General features: G+C 42.9%; 16 protein-coding genes and 1 pseudogene. 4 read left to right on the top strand and 13 right to left on the bottom strand.

The window, feature by feature from the left end; genetic code table 11:
- Window positions 1-128: 128 nt before the first annotated feature.
- Together rhlB and GQA99_RS00080 are read left to right on the top strand one after the other, a co-directional pair.
- Window positions 129-1,436: an ATP-dependent RNA helicase RhlB gene (rhlB, locus tag GQA99_RS00085; protein ID WP_160051805.1), complete on the top strand. Its 1,308-nt coding sequence runs from the start codon at window positions 129-131 to the stop codon at window positions 1,434-1,436.
- On the top strand, window positions 1,437-2,384 hold the full coding sequence (locus tag GQA99_RS00080; protein ID WP_160051803.1) for a Ppx/GppA phosphatase family protein: 948 nt from the start codon (window positions 1,437-1,439) through the stop codon (window positions 2,382-2,384).
- A 79-nt stretch (window positions 2,385-2,463) separates the two neighbouring features.
- Here the strand turns inward: GQA99_RS00080 and GQA99_RS00075 are convergent, their stop codons facing one another.
- From GQA99_RS00075 to rraA, 13 genes are all read right to left on the bottom strand, one after another.
- Window positions 2,464-3,015 (bottom strand): thioredoxin family protein, encoded by a 552-nt coding sequence (locus GQA99_RS00075; protein WP_160051801.1) that lies wholly within the window; start codon window positions 3,013-3,015, stop codon window positions 2,464-2,466.
- A 180-nt stretch (window positions 3,016-3,195) separates the two neighbouring features.
- Complete coding sequence (gene hemB / locus GQA99_RS00070) at window positions 3,196-4,206, bottom strand: porphobilinogen synthase (protein WP_160051799.1); 1,011 nt, start codon at window positions 4,204-4,206, stop codon at window positions 3,196-3,198.
- Between the two features lie 14 nt (window positions 4,207-4,220).
- On the bottom strand, window positions 4,221-6,146 hold the full coding sequence (locus GQA99_RS00065) for a sensor domain-containing diguanylate cyclase (protein ID WP_160051797.1): 1,926 nt from the start codon (window positions 6,144-6,146) through the stop codon (window positions 4,221-4,223).
- The gene (locus GQA99_RS00060; RefSeq protein WP_160051795.1) at window positions 6,146-6,961 is read right to left on the bottom strand and encodes a TatD family hydrolase; all 816 of its coding nucleotides are present in this window, start codon (window positions 6,959-6,961) and stop codon (window positions 6,146-6,148) included. Before GQA99_RS00060 ends, GQA99_RS00065 begins: the two co-directional genes overlap by 1 nt.
- 18 nt (window positions 6,962-6,979) lie before the next feature.
- Window positions 6,980-7,534, bottom strand: coding sequence for a hypothetical protein (locus GQA99_RS00055; RefSeq protein WP_160051793.1), 555 nt, complete (start codon window positions 7,532-7,534; stop codon window positions 6,980-6,982).
- Window positions 7,535-7,590: 56 nt separating this feature from the next.
- Window positions 7,591-8,343, bottom strand: coding sequence for a twin-arginine translocase subunit TatC (tatC, locus tag GQA99_RS00050; protein ID WP_160051791.1), 753 nt, complete (start codon window positions 8,341-8,343; stop codon window positions 7,591-7,593).
- A 3-nt stretch (window positions 8,344-8,346) separates the two neighbouring features.
- Window positions 8,347-8,760: a Sec-independent protein translocase protein TatB gene (gene tatB, locus GQA99_RS00045; protein ID WP_160051789.1), complete on the bottom strand. Its 414-nt coding sequence runs from the start codon at window positions 8,758-8,760 to the stop codon at window positions 8,347-8,349.
- Window positions 8,761-8,766: 6 nt separating this feature from the next.
- On the bottom strand, window positions 8,767-9,012 hold the full coding sequence (gene tatA / locus GQA99_RS00040) for a Sec-independent protein translocase subunit TatA (RefSeq protein WP_160051787.1): 246 nt from the start codon (window positions 9,010-9,012) through the stop codon (window positions 8,767-8,769).
- Between the two features lie 110 nt (window positions 9,013-9,122).
- A complete protein-coding gene (ubiB, locus tag GQA99_RS00035; RefSeq protein ID WP_160051785.1) occupies window positions 9,123-10,772 on the bottom strand; it encodes a ubiquinone biosynthesis regulatory protein kinase UbiB in 1,650 nt (549 codons plus the stop codon).
- Window positions 10,769-11,389 carry a ubiquinone biosynthesis accessory factor UbiJ gene (locus GQA99_RS00030; protein WP_160051783.1) on the bottom strand — a complete coding sequence of 207 codons (621 nt, stop codon included), beginning with the start codon at window positions 11,387-11,389 and terminating at the stop codon, window positions 10,769-10,771. Before GQA99_RS00030 ends, ubiB begins: the two co-directional genes overlap by 4 nt.
- Window positions 11,389-12,144 (bottom strand): bifunctional demethylmenaquinone methyltransferase/2-methoxy-6-polyprenyl-1,4-benzoquinol methylase UbiE, encoded by a 756-nt coding sequence (ubiE, locus tag GQA99_RS00025; RefSeq protein ID WP_160051781.1) that lies wholly within the window; start codon window positions 12,142-12,144, stop codon window positions 11,389-11,391. The genes GQA99_RS00030 and ubiE overlap by 1 nt, the downstream gene beginning before the upstream one ends.
- A gap of 269 nt (window positions 12,145-12,413) precedes the next feature.
- A complete protein-coding gene (locus GQA99_RS00020; protein WP_160051779.1) occupies window positions 12,414-13,442 on the bottom strand; it encodes a formimidoylglutamase in 1,029 nt (342 codons plus the stop codon).
- Window positions 13,443-13,564: 122 nt separating this feature from the next.
- Window positions 13,565-14,050, bottom strand: a complete 486-nt coding sequence (gene rraA / locus GQA99_RS00015) for a ribonuclease E activity regulator RraA (RefSeq protein ID WP_160051777.1) — start codon at window positions 14,048-14,050, stop codon at window positions 13,565-13,567.
- 383 nt (window positions 14,051-14,433) lie between these two features.
- On the opposite strand from rraA, the gene GQA99_RS00010 reads away from it, so the two are divergent.
- Both GQA99_RS00010 and GQA99_RS00005 read left to right on the top strand, forming a co-directional pair.
- Entirely contained in the window at window positions 14,434-14,682 is a 249-nt protein-coding gene (locus GQA99_RS00010; protein ID WP_160051775.1) for a YgjV family protein, read from the top strand.
- Between the two features lie 164 nt (window positions 14,683-14,846).
- Window positions 14,847-15,110: pseudogene (locus GQA99_RS00005) on the top strand (transposase); the annotation flags it as partial.
- Window positions 15,111-15,234: the final 124 nt, after the last annotated feature.

Raw genomic sequence — 15,234 nt, 5'->3', positions numbered from 1 at the left:
GCTAGTTTATTAATGGCTTACCATGTATATTGGGTCAGTTAAATAGCTTTTCAAGAGACCGTTTTAATAATGTAGCTATTTCAAACGATCGAATCTTTTTTTGCAACCCCTACAGGTATGCTTGTGCTATGAGCCAAACACATTTATCGACCCAAAAATTCGCCGACTTCCCTTTAAAGCCTGAAGTACTTGCGGCATTAAATGAAAACGGGTTTGAGTTTTGCACGCCCATTCAGGCGTTATCTTTACCGATTTTACTGAAAGCAAAAGACATCGCCGGACAAGCCCAAACCGGTACCGGTAAAACCATGGCGTTTTTAGTTGCCACGTTTAACCATTTGCTTACCGTTGCTGCGCCAGAGGGCCGCAAAGCAACCGAACCACGCGCTATTATCATGGCGCCAACCCGCGAACTGGCAATACAAATTGCTAAAGACGCTAACTTACTGGCTAAACATACTGGCCTTAAAGTCGGTATTGTTTACGGTGGCGAAAGCTACGAAACACAGCGAGAAGTGCTCGACAAAGGTGTTGATATTTTAATCGGCACTACGGGACGTATTATTGATTACGTTCGCCAGGGTGTGATTAGTTTAAATCACATTCAAGCGGTTGTGCTTGATGAAGCAGACCGTATGTTCGACTTAGGGTTCATTAAAGACATTCGCTTTTTATTTCGCAGGATGCCTGATGCCCAGTCACGATTAAACATGTTATTTTCTGCCACCCTTTCAATGAAAGTGCAGGAATTAGCTTATGATCACATGAATGACCCTGAAAAGGTCGAAATCGCGCCGTTAGAAAAAACCTCTAAAAATATTAAAGAGGAGATTTTCTACCCGTCGATGGAAGACAAGATGCGTTTATTGCTTACGTTAATCGAAGAAGATTGGCCAGATAAAGCGATTGTATTTTCTAACACCAAACATAGCTGTGAAAAGTTATGGTCATACTTAGAAGGTGATGGACATCGTGTTGGGTTGTTAACGGGCGATGTACCGCAAAAGAAACGCATCCGTATTCTTGAGCAGTTTACAACAGGTGATTTAGATATTTTAGTGGCAACAGATGTGGCTGCGCGTGGGTTGCATATCTCTGATGTATCACATGTTTATAACTATGATTTGCCTGATGACTGTGAAGATTATGTGCATCGTATTGGCCGTACAGGCCGTGCGGGTAAAACCGGTGTGTCAATCAGTTTTGCATGTGAAGAATATGCACTTAACTTACCTGCGATTGAAACCTATATCACTCATTCAATTCCGGTATCTGATTACGATCAAGCCGCTTTGTTAGATGATATTCCACCACCAGTGCGTATTCATCGTAAGCACCCAACATCACGTACTCGTGATGGCGGAGCAAGCAAAGGTGCGCACCGTAGTGGCGGTAATAGCCGTCCACCGCGTCACAGGACTCGCAGACCAACGTAAATGCCAGAGTCGAATGTTTCTAAACCCTATGCAGCGATTACGTTAGGGTCTAACAGTTTTAATATGTTAGTGGCTAATACGGTAGGCAATAAACCTACTGTTATCGCTAAATACAAGCGTAAAGTGCGTCTTGCAGAAGGCATCGGTGACGATGGCATGTTGTCTGAAGATGTGATTATGCGTGGCTTAGATTGTTTGGCCATGTTTGCGTCTATGCTTAAGCAACATCATATTGCGAGTGATAATGTTGCCGTATTTGCTACGGCGACATTACGCGTTATCAATAATGCTGATGAGTTTCATCGCCGCGCGTTGCCCATTTTACAACACCCCATCGAAGTGATTTCAGGTTTGCGTGAAGCAGAGCTGATTTATCAAGGTATGGTGGCAACAACACAAGGTGACGGTCGTCGTTTAGTGATTGATATTGGTGGCGCGAGTACCGAGTTTATTATTGGTGATGGCAACAACGTGTTGTTTAAAACCAGCGTACCAATGGGCTGCGTGTTATTTAATCAACGCTTTTTTAATCAGTATCCCTTACAAAATATTGATTTTGAGCAAGCCATTAAGTACGTCAATGTCATGCTAAGTGAACATCGCGAGCAATTGCTGTCGTTGGGGTGGCAGGCTGTGCTTGGCGCTTCTGGTGCCGTGCAATCGGTGGTGTCAGTGTTACAACACAGACAACGTTCAGCGATTATCACCCCAAAGACTTTATTGGCTTTTAGGGCAGAGATTTTAGCCCAAAGTGATGCGAGTTTAGCTGGCATTAATGGCCTTGATGCTGAGCAAGCACCGACATTTGCAGCTGGTGTTGCGATACTGACAGCATTGTTTGAAAGCTTGTCTATCAGCAGTTTGCATCTTGCGGGAGGGGCATTGCGCGAAGGCGTATTGCAACTATTGGCCGATCGTATTGCAGCAAAGCAACTTGATAATCAATGACTTGGGCATTTTGAACATAAAAATAGGTCGCCATGGCGACCTATTTTTTTGGTTTATTAAACGCGTATGCTAAAGATATTTATTTTAAAATTTCAACTAGATCAGCTTCTAAGGTCACTTTTGGGCGTTCAACGATACGACCTAACTCATTACCTTGCTGCTTAACAATAAAGGTTGGAATACGGCTAAATGCATACTTGGCTGCCAAACCTTCAGGGTCTTGTTTGCTTCGGTCTACGCCGATGTATTCAACCTGAATATTGGGATTTGCTGCCGCTTCGATGACCCGCATAAAATGCGGCGTTTCACGGTGACAATCTGGGCACCAGGTACCAATAATCACCACTATTTGAGTGGGTACCTCAATGGCTTTTAGTACTGCTATTGCTTGCGCATCAACTTGATAGCTTGCAAAACCATCAGCGTAGCCTGGTAATGTAGTGGTTAGGGTTTGTGGTTCAATGATGCCGGTTAAAATCACTTCTTGTTTCTCCTCGCTGCATGTCGCAATAAAGCCTTGGTTTTCTTCTTCAAATGCACAGCCAGGGTTTGCGCTAACGCTCATAGGTAACATTTGAGTACTGAAAAACAGTGCGGTTGTGGCCAATAATGTCTTAACGTTATTGTGCATGATAATGCCTCACTTAAGAAGAAGTTCTTCGGGAAATGCTTGGGTGTATTCAATCATGCTAATAAGGATCTGTTAAGACTGGGGGAGTATTGATGCTAAGTAGATCACTAAAAAATAAAGCCAGTCATTAAGATGATTGGCTTTACCGTTAATCAGTGATGCTAAATTGAGCAGTTGATACTAATTGTGTTCTTTTAACCATTGAGCGGCACGTTTGGCAAAGTAAGTTAAAATACCGTCTGCTCCAGCGCGTTTAAAGCAAAGCAACGATTCCATCACAATGGCTTTTTCGGCTAACCAACCATTTTGAATCGCTGCCATGTGCATGGCATATTCTCCACTGACCTGGTAAGCAAATGTTGGCACAGCAAGTTCTGTTTTGACACGACGTACAATGTCTAAATAAGGCATACCTGGCTTCACCATCACCATGTCTGCCCCTTCTTGTATATCCAGTGCGACTTCGTGTAATGCTTCATCGCTGTTGGCAGGATCCATTTGGTAGCTATGTTTATTGCCACCTTTTAAGTTACCTGCAGAACCGACAGCATCACGGAAAGGTCCATAATAGCTTGAAGAGTATTTAGCTGAGTACGCCATGATTTGGGTGTTCACAAAGCCCTTTTCTTCTAATGCTTGTCTAATCGCACCAATACGGCCGTCCATCATATCTGATGGCGCAACAATGTCAGCGCCGGCTTCTGCATGCGATAAGGCTTGCTTAACTAATATTTCAGTGGTGATGTCGTTAAGTATGTAGCCTGTGTCATCAATAATGCCATCTTGGCCATGTGTGGTGAACGGATCTAACGCGACGTCAGTCATAATGCCTAGCTGCGGGAAGGCTTGTTTTAGTTCGCGAACGGCGCGTTGAACCAGACCATCAGGGTTGTATGACTCTTCAGCTAATAAACTTTTTTTGTCGACTGGCGTTACAGGGAATAAAGCAATGAGTGGAATCCCTAACTCAACTAATTCAGTGGCTTCTTTTAATAATAAATCAATGGAATATCGCTCAACACCTGGCATAGAGGCGACTTTTTCTGAACGTTGAAACCCTTCTAATACAAACATCGGGTAAATCAGATCATTGACCGTCAAGGTGTTTTCAGACATCAAACGACGACTAAAGTCATGTTTACGCATGCGGCGCATTCTGCGCTGAGGGAAGGCACTAGTAATAATATTCAATTTCGACTCCTGGGTTAGATCTGGTCTGCTTTGAGTGCGTAATAGCACACTTTATTTCTGCCACTGCGTTTAGCTTGATACAGTGCTTTGTCTGCTTGTTCAAGTAATAACATTGGATGCTCATCACTGTCGATGATATCGGCACTCACGCCAATACTGACGGTTAATGGGATATGTTGACCGTTATGTGTTATGTCTTGTTCACTGATCGCCTGACGAATTTGTTCAGCAACTAATAGGGCGCCTTCGTCATCGGTGCTGGGGAGAATGATAGCAAACTCTTCACCACCAAAACGTGATACGAGATCGGTTGGGCGTTTTAAAAATTCAGATAATGTATGGGCTATCATTTTGATGGAATAGTCCCCAGCAAGGTGACCGTATTGATCGTTAATATTTTTAAATTTATCAATATCAATCATCAATAACGCCATCGGGGTTTGTTGTCTGCGGCTAATACGGCCTTCTGCGATCAAGCGGCGATCAAATGCGCTACGGTTTTTAACGCCAGTGAGACTGTCGATGGTGTTTTGCTCGGTGAGTTTTTGATTCACTTCATGGAGTTCACGCAGGGTTATTTCTAATTCTAGCGTGCGCTCTTGCACCATTTGTTCCAGTTTTTCACTGTTTTCTGCTTCAGCATGTAATGCTTCTTCACGTACTTCACGGATCCGCTGCGCTTGCTCGAGTGCTTGCTGCTGAATATTAAATTTGGCTTTGCGTTCATCGCTGTATCGTAAAGCGAGTACCGCCGCCATAGTGAATACCTCAAATGTTAGCCCTATCATGGTGGGTATTTGCGGCGCTATATCCAGTTTAATTATACCTACATATAACAGCCCCGTCAGAATGCAGCCAATTAATAAAGCCAGACGGCCTAGGGCGTATAAAGTTGCATTGCGTTGGCCAACAAAAGCCTGGATAAGCGAGAAGGTAACGAGAATGGTGCTCATAGTAAGTACAACAAACACTAAAATATAAATCGCCGAACTATAGTTAATAAAGGGCGTTATTACCGCTAAAGAAAATGAGATAGCTGCCATGACTCGGCAAATACGCAACATTTTTAGATTGTGATATTTAAGCTGCAATGCTTTTTCAGTAAACATTAATGAAAATCCCAGTGTTAGCGGGATGATAATGGTAAATATGTACTGCTGCATAATGGGCCATTGCGGCCATAAATAGCGAAATGCCACGCCGTATATGCTGGCTGTGAGTATGGTGAGCCCGAGAACATAACCACTGTAATAGCTATAACTGTATGAGGTTGAGGCTAATGCGATAAAGAAACTGAACAAGCTAATGGCGATAAGTAGGCCTATTTGCATGCCAATATAGAGATTTTTGGTTTCTGTTAATTGGGTTAAGTCGTTTGAAGACCATAAAACAAGCGGTAAGCTAATGCTGCCAAGACTGTCAACTTTGATATAAAATTTGTGAGTATCACCGGGTTGTAGTTCAACAGGGTATAAAAAAATATTACTCAAAAGGGGTCGCTGTTTAAACGGTAATGAGTCACCCATCTGTTGTGCATTAACCAGTTCACCATTAATAAAGTGGTATATGACTACGCTGTCCAGGAGCGGGTTGTCTAACGCAATAATGCGTGAAAGGTAATCGTCTGGGTTGTATATGCTGAAAGTAACCCAATAGTTTTGAACCCCAATACGTTGTGGTTGATTATCTTCAAACTTTTTCCATGTGCTATCTGGTTGCTCCAAAAGCTTGGTCAGTTGGCTTATGTTTTGGCTTTTATGGACGTAAATCCAATCTTGTAAGTCAATTTTAGTAATTGAATCTGAGGTGAGTCTGAGTGGAACGGTTTGGATGGTGTTAGCCCAACTCAGTTGGCTTGCAAGGAGTAAACATAATCCTAACAACAGACTGGAATAGTATGTCAATCTTGATGGTAAACCAGCAAAGCTAAGGATGCTCATCAATTAACAACCTCCAGCAATGTAATCGGTAATCCAAAAAAGTCACAGCTGTTTTGAAAGCAATACTGCGCCAGTTCAGCTTCAGGTTGCTGGCGCAGTTGTGCCATCACTTGAACGATATAGGGTAAATACTGGGGTAAATTTTTGCTCGATTTAGGCTTAGGCCGCATGCTGCGCGGTAGTAAATAGGGACTGTCAGTTTCTGCCATTATGCGGTTGTTAGGGATTAATGGCACTAGCTGTGCAAGTTCTTGTCCGCGACGCTCATCGCAAATCCAGCCAGTAATACCAATGTATAAATCGGCCGCTAAACAAGCCGCTAACTCATCTTTAGTCCCGGTAAAGCAATGGAGTAAGCCTTTAGGTAAGTCGCTTCTATACTCATTTACAATGGCAATAAAATCTTGATGAGCATCTCGGCAGTGCATCAATACTGGCATATTAAGATCACACGCCAATGCTAACTGCGCGGCAAATGCCTGACGTTGGGCAGGCCTCGGTGAAAAGTCACGATTATAGTCAAGGCCGCATTCACCTATGGCAACAACACTCGGCTGTAAGGCCAATTGTTTTAGTTTATCGCTGCTTTGTGCGTCCCAGCTCGATGCTTGATGAGGGTGGACCCCCGCAGTGCTAAACAGTTGCAGTGGATACTGTTGACTAACCACGCTGGCTTCAGCGCTTTCATCTAAATCGCTACCAATAACAATTAACGGCGAAACATGGTGTTTCGCCGCATCATTAATGATCGAGTCAATGTCGTGTTTTAACCTTTCGCTGAGCAGGTTAACCGCGATGTCGATATATTGAGTCATAGAGGTCAATAGCGCGTGCTATTTTAGTCGTTTAACTCGAGTGGTAGCATTTCGCTCATCACTGCCCATTAAAAATGAGTTTAACGCACCTGTTTCAATATAAACCACTTGCCCTTTTTTAACTTTATAGCGTTCGGCGTTAGTTTGTTGCCAAACCTGGCCATTGTCTAACGTAATAACAATTGCGCCACTGGCTGTTTTAGACACTTTAGCGACGGTAAAGTAAAGTTTGCTAACTTCATCCTCAACGACTTTTTTCTGCAAACCAAAATCTTCTACTTTTAGTTCTGGTGTTACTTTGGTTGTTGTAATAGGTGACGCTGGAGTGGTCTTAGTCACTACAGGTAGTGTCACCACAGGTGCTTGAGCTATTTCTGTTACTTCAACCTGGGTTGGTGCTGCCTGAGGCATGGCAACGGATTCTACATTGGCTGCGAGCTGGTCATAACAACTTAGGCGTTCAGCATTATTGGATTTGGTTGCACAAACAGATAATTGATCGACGAGTTGAGTATTGGCTTGTGCATTAACTGACATCAATAAGATACCAGTGGCAATTAAACATAAACGCATTGTTTCTTCCTTATTATTTGTCTAGCAAAAAAATGGCCAATTAAGGCCATTTTTATTTAGCTATCAGCGTGCTCGTTCTCTGGCACGTCATCTTCTTCTTTTTTACTGTAAAAACGTGCAGCAATCAAGCCACCTTCAAACAATAACAGCATTGGTATCGCTAGCATAGTCTGAGAAATAATATCGGGTGGAGTCAACAACATACCAATCACAAACGCGCCAACCACAATATAAGGGCGTTTTTGACGCAGTTCATCGGGCGTTGTGACACCTGCCCAACATAATAGAACTACGGCAACTGGGATCTCAAAGGCTAATCCAAAAGCAAAAAATAACTTCAGGATAAAGCTTAAGTAACTGCTGATATCCGTGGCGACTTGCACACCTTCAGGAGCCACACTGGTAAAGAAACCAAATACAACAGGGAACACAATGTAATAAGCAAATGCGATACCCAAATAAAATAACAAGGTGCTACTGGTCAGTAGTGGCACAACAAGGCGTTTTTCGTGTTTATATAAGCCTGGTGCGACAAAAGACCATATTTGATAGAGTACATAGGGGATAGCAATAAAAAATGCGAGTACTAAAGTCAATTTAAAAGGGGCAAAAAATGGCGCTGCTACGTCTGTTGCAATCATACTGCCCGTTTCTGGCAATGAGCGCATTAGCGGTAACGCGATGTAGTGGTAGATATCATTTGCCCAATACACAATAGCAATGAATACAAGTAACACACTGCCAATCGCTTTAAGCAATTTGTTACGTAATTCAAGCAAATGGCTGATTAGCGGTTGCTGTTGCGACATGAATTATCCGTTAGATTTAGGAAGTGAACTGTTTTCAGGCGTTTTGTCGGCGGGTTGAGCGTCAGTTGTGCTCGCTGCCGATGCAGTCTCTGGTGTCGAAGCAACTGGAGAGACATCTTCGACCTTATAAGGTCTGTTAACTGATTCAGCCGCTTGTTTTAGCTGTTCAATTGACTCTTTCAGTTCAGGTGATAAATTGGCTAAGCCTTTACTCTCTGCTTTTTTTAAATCAGAGTGTAATTGCTCAATTTTCAATTCTTGTTCAAGTTCATCTTTGACAGAGTTAGCCATGCGCTTGAGTGCGCGGATCCAACCTGTTACCGAACGTACCGCAACCGGTAGTCTTTCGGGGCCGAGTACTACAAGCCCCAAAACACCAATTAGCAGCAGCTCCATAAAGCCGATACCGTCAAACATAATAAATTACGCCTGTTTATCTTTAGATTCAGGTTGCTTTTCAGCTGCCTGTTGCGAAGTCGCTGCAGTTTGGTCTGTTGCTTTGTCTTTGTCTTCTATTGATTTGTTTTCTTCTTCTGGAGACATGGCATTTTTAAAGCCCTTGACTGCTCCACCTAAATCACCGCCTAAAGAGCGTAATTTTTTAGTTCCAAATAATAAAATAACAATTAATGCAACGATTAGAAGCTGCCAAATACTGATGCCGCCCATGAAGATTATCCTCTTTAAATAAAAAATGGTTTTTGTACAACGTTATGTAAGACACTCACAATACCATCCAATTCTTTAAGTATTATGAACCTCTAATAAATTAGTGCTAGCTAAAATTTACGATTCTTTGGCCTAGATCGCCATCCTATCGCCCAAATTACCACACCTGCACCAATACAGGCATATGCTGGCCATAGTGTAGCGATTTGAGAGATTAAAATTGTGCCACAGATCAACAATATTGCAGATGTGATCAGCAGGTAATTACTCTTGTGCGATTTTTGTTGGTAACGCAAATACTTATCTAACATTTGTTGCTGGGTGCCGAGTAGTTTTCGCCCCAGCTTTAAGTTGTCGTAAATCAGCTCTGGAAACTCAGGTAATTTGTCAGCCCAAAATGGCGCGTTAGACTTCACTTTGTTGAACATGGCTTTAGGGCCAACTTGTTCTGACATCCAATTTTCAAGAAACGGTTTGGCTGTTTGCCATAAGTCGAGTTGCGGATATAACTGACGGCCTAATCCCTCGATATACAGTAGGGTTTTTTCAAGCAGTACCAATTGCGGTTGCACTACAATGTCAAAATGGCGTGCGGTGCGAAATAACTCGAGTAGTACGTGACCAAATGAGATTTCATCTAATGGCTTGTTAAACATGGGTTCGCATACCACTTTTACGGCCTGTTCAAAGGCGATAATGTCGGTGTGTTCCGACACCCAGCCTGACTCAATATACAGTTGTGCGATGCGGTGATAGTCACGATTAAAAAAGGCTAAAAAGTTTTCTGCCAGGTAGCGCTTATCGACCTCGGTTAAGGTACCCATAATACCGCAGTCTAGACCGATATAGAACGGGTCATCAGGGTGTTCACGGCTAATAAAAATATTACCAGGGTGCATGTCTGCATGGAAAAAGTTGTCACGAAACACCTGGGTAAAAAACAGTTCTACACCACGTTCTGCAAGCAGTTTAAAGTTAGTGCCTTGAGCGCGCAGCGCTTCGGTGTCGGATACCGGAATACCGTAAATTCGTTCCATGACCATTAAGCGCTCGTAGCTGTGTTCTTCGTAAACAAAAGGCACATAAAGCGCATTTGAGTCGATAAAGTTATTGCGTAATTTAATGGCGTTCAGTGCTTCAAGTTTTAAATTAAGCTCGCCTAAAATGGTGGTTTGGTAATCTTCAATGACTTCCGCTGGGCGTAAACGGTTACCTTCACCGAGTATCGCCTCTAGTAAATTAGCGGTTTGAGTCATCAACTGTAGATCCGCTAAGATTTGTTGCTCCACATTCGGGCGCAGCACCTTAAGTACCACGTCTTTACCGTTAGATTTTAAAATAGCGGTGTGCACTTGCGAGATAGAGGCAGATGCTAATGGTGTATCATCAAAGTCATCAAAGTAGGTATAGATAGGTGCACCAAGCTCTGCCTCAATGGCTTCGCGGGCTAAAGTCGAATCAAATGGTGGCACTCTGTCTTGTAACATGGCGAGTTGATAAGCCCATTCATCGTCGAGCAAATCACGACGAGTCGATAGCATTTGCCCCAGCTTGATGTAAACAGGACCTAACTCTTGCATGGCTAATTTTAAGCGTTCGGCGGCGGACTTGGCTTTGTGTTTGTTACGCAGCCAAAATAAGCTATTACGTAAAATGACAAAATACCACGGCTTTTTATGTCGAGGTATGAGGTCATCTAAGCCATAATGCAGAATGGTTTTAATGACATGGTAACCACGCTTGATACTTGCAAATGTCATTGAATTATTTGCTCTCTTAGTTTAGCTATTTTAGCTTCGATACGCTCAGTTTGGCTCACCAACTCTTCGATATTATCACTAAAATGGAGCATCTCAATTTTGTGCGGAGCAAGGCGATACTCTTCGGTTGTCAATTGGCTAATATGCGAGCGAGTTTTTTGCATGACTTGCTTCATTTCTTGTCCGAAATGCTTTATGCCAGTGACTAACTTATGAGTTGGAGCATCGCCAATATAGCGTGACAAAGGCTCTGCAAAATCGAAATGAATATTGTGTAGATAGTGGCTAAGTGTTTGCAACAGTTGGATATCACCGTCGAGGCTGAGTTTATCTTGTTTAATTAATTCAGTTAAATTGACCCCTTCGGTTAATTGATAAAGGGTTGATGCATCGGCATTAACGGTCACCGCGACATCACCTTCGTAATAGCTCAAGACCTGGATTTGCTTGGCAAACACGAGGTAGATTGGCCAGCTTAACTGGCTCAGCTGAATACAAATCACCTTGCCATGCAATGATTTCTGCCGGGCATAATCATCTTTAGCTTGTGGCGGTAATCGATTAAAACCTGTTTCGATAGCCGCACAAACTAACAAAGCAAACTGATTGGGTACCATTAGAACTTATAACCTTTGTGCAATGCCACAACACCATCGGTCATGTTGGTGTAGTCAACTTGTTCAAAGCCGGCGTCAACCATCATCTGTTTAAGGGTTTCTTGATCAGGATGCATGCGAATTGACTCAGCAAGGTATTCATAGCTGTCGGCATCTTTGGTGATCAGCTCGCCCATTTTTGGCAACACTTTAAAGCTGTACATGTCGTACACTTTACGCATTAATTCATGCTTAGGCGTTGAAAACTCAAGAACCAATAGTTTGCCACCTGGCTTTAATACACGCAGCATTGAACGAAGCGCAGCATCTTTATCGGTGACATTACGCAAACCAAAGGCAATGGTAATAATGTCGAAGTGGTTGTCTGGAAACGGTAATGCTTCAGCATTGGCTTGCACATAACTCACGTTATTGACTATGCCTTTATCGCGCAGTTTAGTGCGGCCCACTTTGAGCATTGAATCGTTAATATCTGCCAGTACCACCTGACCGCGATCGCCAACTAAATGTGAAAACTTAGCGGTTAAATCACCGGTACCGCCAGCGAGATCTAGTACTTTCATTCCCGGGCGTGCTGCCGCTGTTTCGATAGTGTGGCGCTTCCAAAAGCGGTGAATACCAAAAGACATCACGTCATTCATAATGTCGTATTTTGCGGCGACAGAGTGAAACACATCTGCCACTAAATCAGCCTTTTTATCCGCTTCGACGGTTTTATATCCAAAATGAGTGTTCTTTGGTTCGCCCTCAGACATCGGTATATTCCTATAATGTGCGATTATTCATTGCGAGTGTAAGTAATAGCGAGTGTAAGTCATTGCCAATGATTGCTGAAACACTGTGGTGCTAGAGTGTGACAACAATCAATTAGTTGTTGTGCATACACGCTCAGTGGCTCACATCATCTTAACACGCAGCAATGCTCTCGCGTCGATTAACCCTGATTAACGTCACTATCAAAGGCTAAAAAATTGCCCTGCATTAGAGCATAAAATTAGCCTTTAATGAATAGCTTCAGGGGATTCTAATTCAGCCTTGCTAATCGCCCTTGAATATAAGCATAGATTAACTCGCTCAGTCCCTGGCCCACATCTCGATAACCCGCATTTTGCCCCGCGTGATGGCATGCTGGCGCCGCTTCGGCAAAGTGCACATAATTGCATGGGCAGTGCTTAGCGATATAGTGCACATAGTGGCAGGCATCAAGTAGCGGAATACCGGCAAATGTAGCTGCACTGCTGGGCATATTGGCAATCGCGTCTACATCGAGTTCTAATGCTACCGGTAATTGGGTTTGATTTAACCCTTTGGCAATGTGTTTTAACGCAGTTTCAAGTGGCAGTTCACGGCGCACCCAAATTTGTTGAAAACTATGCCATGTGGCACCAAAAAGACTTAATTGTTCAAGGGTTGCTTCGCTATTTTTGAGCTCATGTAACCCTAAAATATGATAGTGGTCTAGCGCGCCACTTGCGGCGGCATAACTAAAGCCGTTACCGCTATGACGTCCTTCTCGGGGCCTGAAATCACTGTGAGGGTCTAGATTGACCGCCGCCACAGGTAAGCCGTTATAGGCTTTGGTCGCCATGAGTAACCCATATGCATTGTTGTGACCGCCACCAATCACGATTGGTTCTAATCCGGCCTGCAATATATGGGTTGCAGCTTCGATAACTAAGTTATCTAGCTCAGCAGTGGCCTGGCGAAGCTCATCAATATCGGCGGTTGCTTCTGGTGAAGATGCGAGGCTAATTTGCCCGAGGATGACGCACTCATTTCCGTCTAAAAACCGATTAGATTGCAGATTAATAAATTGGCTGACACTCGCATTAAAGGCATCGTTTGCGCCACCTCGGCCTAAATTTGCTCGTGGGCCGACATCTTCTGTTATGGCAATAATGGCAAATCGCGCGCCCTGTGATGCCGCATGTTGTGCATTTTGCTCAAGCGATAGTTCAGCGTTAGCCAGTAAAACTTGCTGACCTAATTTAGTTTCATTAGCTCTGATATGGAGCAGCTTTTGACAATGTTGCTCAGTAAACGCAGTAAACATAATGTGCCTCACTGTTAAATAGTCCTGAAATCGGCATAAAAAAACCAGCATAGCTGGCTTTTAAGTCGGTTGTCGGCCAGCTGCAACAAAGTGCTTAGCAATGACGCGATATCTGGTGGGTATTATTCAATATCCAATGGTTCTGGAGATAAAATTACCCCAGTATTATCTGCATAGATATGGTCACCAGGTAGGAAGGTTACGCCGCCAAAGTTAACCGGAATTTCAACTTCGCCGACACCATTACCTTCAGCACCAACAGGAATAGAGGCAATGGCTTGAATACCAATATCTAATTCTTCTAGTGCGTCAACATCGCGCACTGAACCATAAATAATAATGCCTTCCCAGTTGTTTGCGACAGCCAGCTCAGCAATTCTGGCATCAAGCAATGCACGTCTTAACGACCCGCCGCCATCAACTAATAGCACTTTGCCTTCACCATCTTCTTCTAAAGCGTCAGCAATCAGGCCGTTATCTTCAAAACACTTAATGGTACTGATTGAGCCACCGAAAGAGCTGCAACCACCGTAGTTACTGAACATTGGTTCTACGACATCAACTACATCAATATACATGTCGCAGAGTTCTGAGGTGTTGTATTCCATATTTAACTCCTGTTAGGCAGCAAAGATAATTGCTGGGTAAAGCAAAGATAAATGAATTATATGAGCTTTTTGCGAAATTAAAAGCCTTATCAATCACGTGATTGTTGTAAATCAACATATTGTGTAAACCCATAAAATAAGCGGATTAGCCTAAATACAGAACAAGGATCAATTTTGGAAGTAATTTTCTTTCAATTTGAACTGATTAGCCGATATATGTTGATTTAAGTCATCCTAATACGTTTTTTAATTACAATTTTGTGCAGCAGTTTGTTAGCATATTACGTAGATTATTAATGTTAGTTTAAATTTTTTGCTAGCTTTAGGGGCATGGATCCCCCGTTACGCTTACGGAAGGCAGAGAGCCTGAAATTGAGGTTCTTATGGAAAATATCGATTTGATTGAAGTCTTAGGTTATGCAGCATCGGTTATGGTTGCTATCTCTTTGATGATGAAAGACATCATTTTATTAAGATGGTTAAATTTTCTAGGTTGTGCTTTCTTTGTTGCTTATGGATATTCAATCGAAGCTTGGCCTGTAGCAGGCATGAATGCCTTTGTTGCTTGTATCAATATTTATCACCTAGTGAAAATTTATCGCAACAGATCATTACAAGCACAAACAGCCTAAGTCGTATTTAGCGCGTATAGCACGGTAAAACGTGCGAGCTAAGTCGATAACAAAAACCTCTCAAGCTTATGTTTGAGAGGTTTTTCAGACTGCTGACAAAGCTCTAGACATTCGTCTAGGGCTTTGATCTAATAGAAGTACAGATAATAACCAAGTTTATCATCATGCTTCGAGAGCCTAGTCCACAGCAATATGAATTAGAGATGGTGACCCTTGAGGAGCTTGTTCCCCAAAATCACCTCGTTCGTCTCATCGATAAGTCCGTTGATTTTGAGTTTATTCGTGACGAAGTTGCCCACCTCTATTGCCCTAATAATGGCCGCCCACCGGTCGACCCCGTCAGACTGTTTAAAATCATGTTATTGGGTTACCTTTTCGGTATTCCAAGTGAGCGTAAACTCATCAAAGAAATCGAAGTTAACGTAGCTTCATGCACTGGACCTTAAGCATTAAGGCCTGCAAAAATTCCATCTAACGTTATGTCTTTTCTAGATTTTCTTTGTTGTGACTTTTTTGCGTTTATTGTTATATAGCAGACCGCCCAGTCTATCT

It is taken from the genome of Shewanella litoralis (assembly GCF_009828585.1).
Lineage (GTDB): Bacteria > Pseudomonadota > Gammaproteobacteria > Enterobacterales > Shewanellaceae > Shewanella > Shewanella litoralis.
This window is presented reverse-complemented; position numbering and strand designations above follow the sequence as displayed.

Coding starts and splice junctions, on each gene's coding strand:
- GQA99_RS00080 (WP_160051803.1), top strand. CDS start 1,437: ATGCCAGAGTCGAATGTTTCTAAACCCTATGCAGCGATTACGTTAGGG.
- ubiE (WP_160051781.1), bottom strand. CDS start 12,144: ATGTCTGAGGGCGAACCAAAGAACACTCATTTTGGATATAAAACCGTC.
- GQA99_RS00030 (WP_160051783.1), bottom strand. CDS start 11,389: ATGGTACCCAATCAGTTTGCTTTGTTAGTTTGTGCGGCTATCGAAACA.
- tatC (WP_160051791.1), bottom strand. CDS start 8,343: ATGTCGCAACAGCAACCGCTAATCAGCCATTTGCTTGAATTACGTAAC.
- GQA99_RS00075 (WP_160051801.1), bottom strand. CDS start 3,015: ATGCACAATAACGTTAAGACATTATTGGCCACAACCGCACTGTTTTTC.
- GQA99_RS00020 (WP_160051779.1), bottom strand. CDS start 13,442: ATGTTTACTGCGTTTACTGAGCAACATTGTCAAAAGCTGCTCCATATC.
- tatA (WP_160051787.1), bottom strand. CDS start 9,012: ATGGGCGGCATCAGTATTTGGCAGCTTCTAATCGTTGCATTAATTGTT.
- GQA99_RS00010 (WP_160051775.1), top strand. CDS start 14,434: ATGGAAAATATCGATTTGATTGAAGTCTTAGGTTATGCAGCATCGGTT.
- rraA (WP_160051777.1), bottom strand. CDS start 14,050: ATGGAATACAACACCTCAGAACTCTGCGACATGTATATTGATGTAGTT.
- GQA99_RS00060 (WP_160051795.1), bottom strand. CDS start 6,961: ATGACTCAATATATCGACATCGCGGTTAACCTGCTCAGCGAAAGGTTA.
- ubiB (WP_160051785.1), bottom strand. CDS start 10,772: ATGACATTTGCAAGTATCAAGCGTGGTTACCATGTCATTAAAACCATT.
- GQA99_RS00065 (WP_160051797.1), bottom strand. CDS start 6,146: ATGAGCATCCTTAGCTTTGCTGGTTTACCATCAAGATTGACATACTAT.
- tatB (WP_160051789.1), bottom strand. CDS start 8,760: ATGTTTGACGGTATCGGCTTTATGGAGCTGCTGCTAATTGGTGTTTTG.
- GQA99_RS00055 (WP_160051793.1), bottom strand. CDS start 7,534: ATGCGTTTATGTTTAATTGCCACTGGTATCTTATTGATGTCAGTTAAT.
- rhlB (WP_160051805.1), top strand. CDS start 129: ATGAGCCAAACACATTTATCGACCCAAAAATTCGCCGACTTCCCTTTA.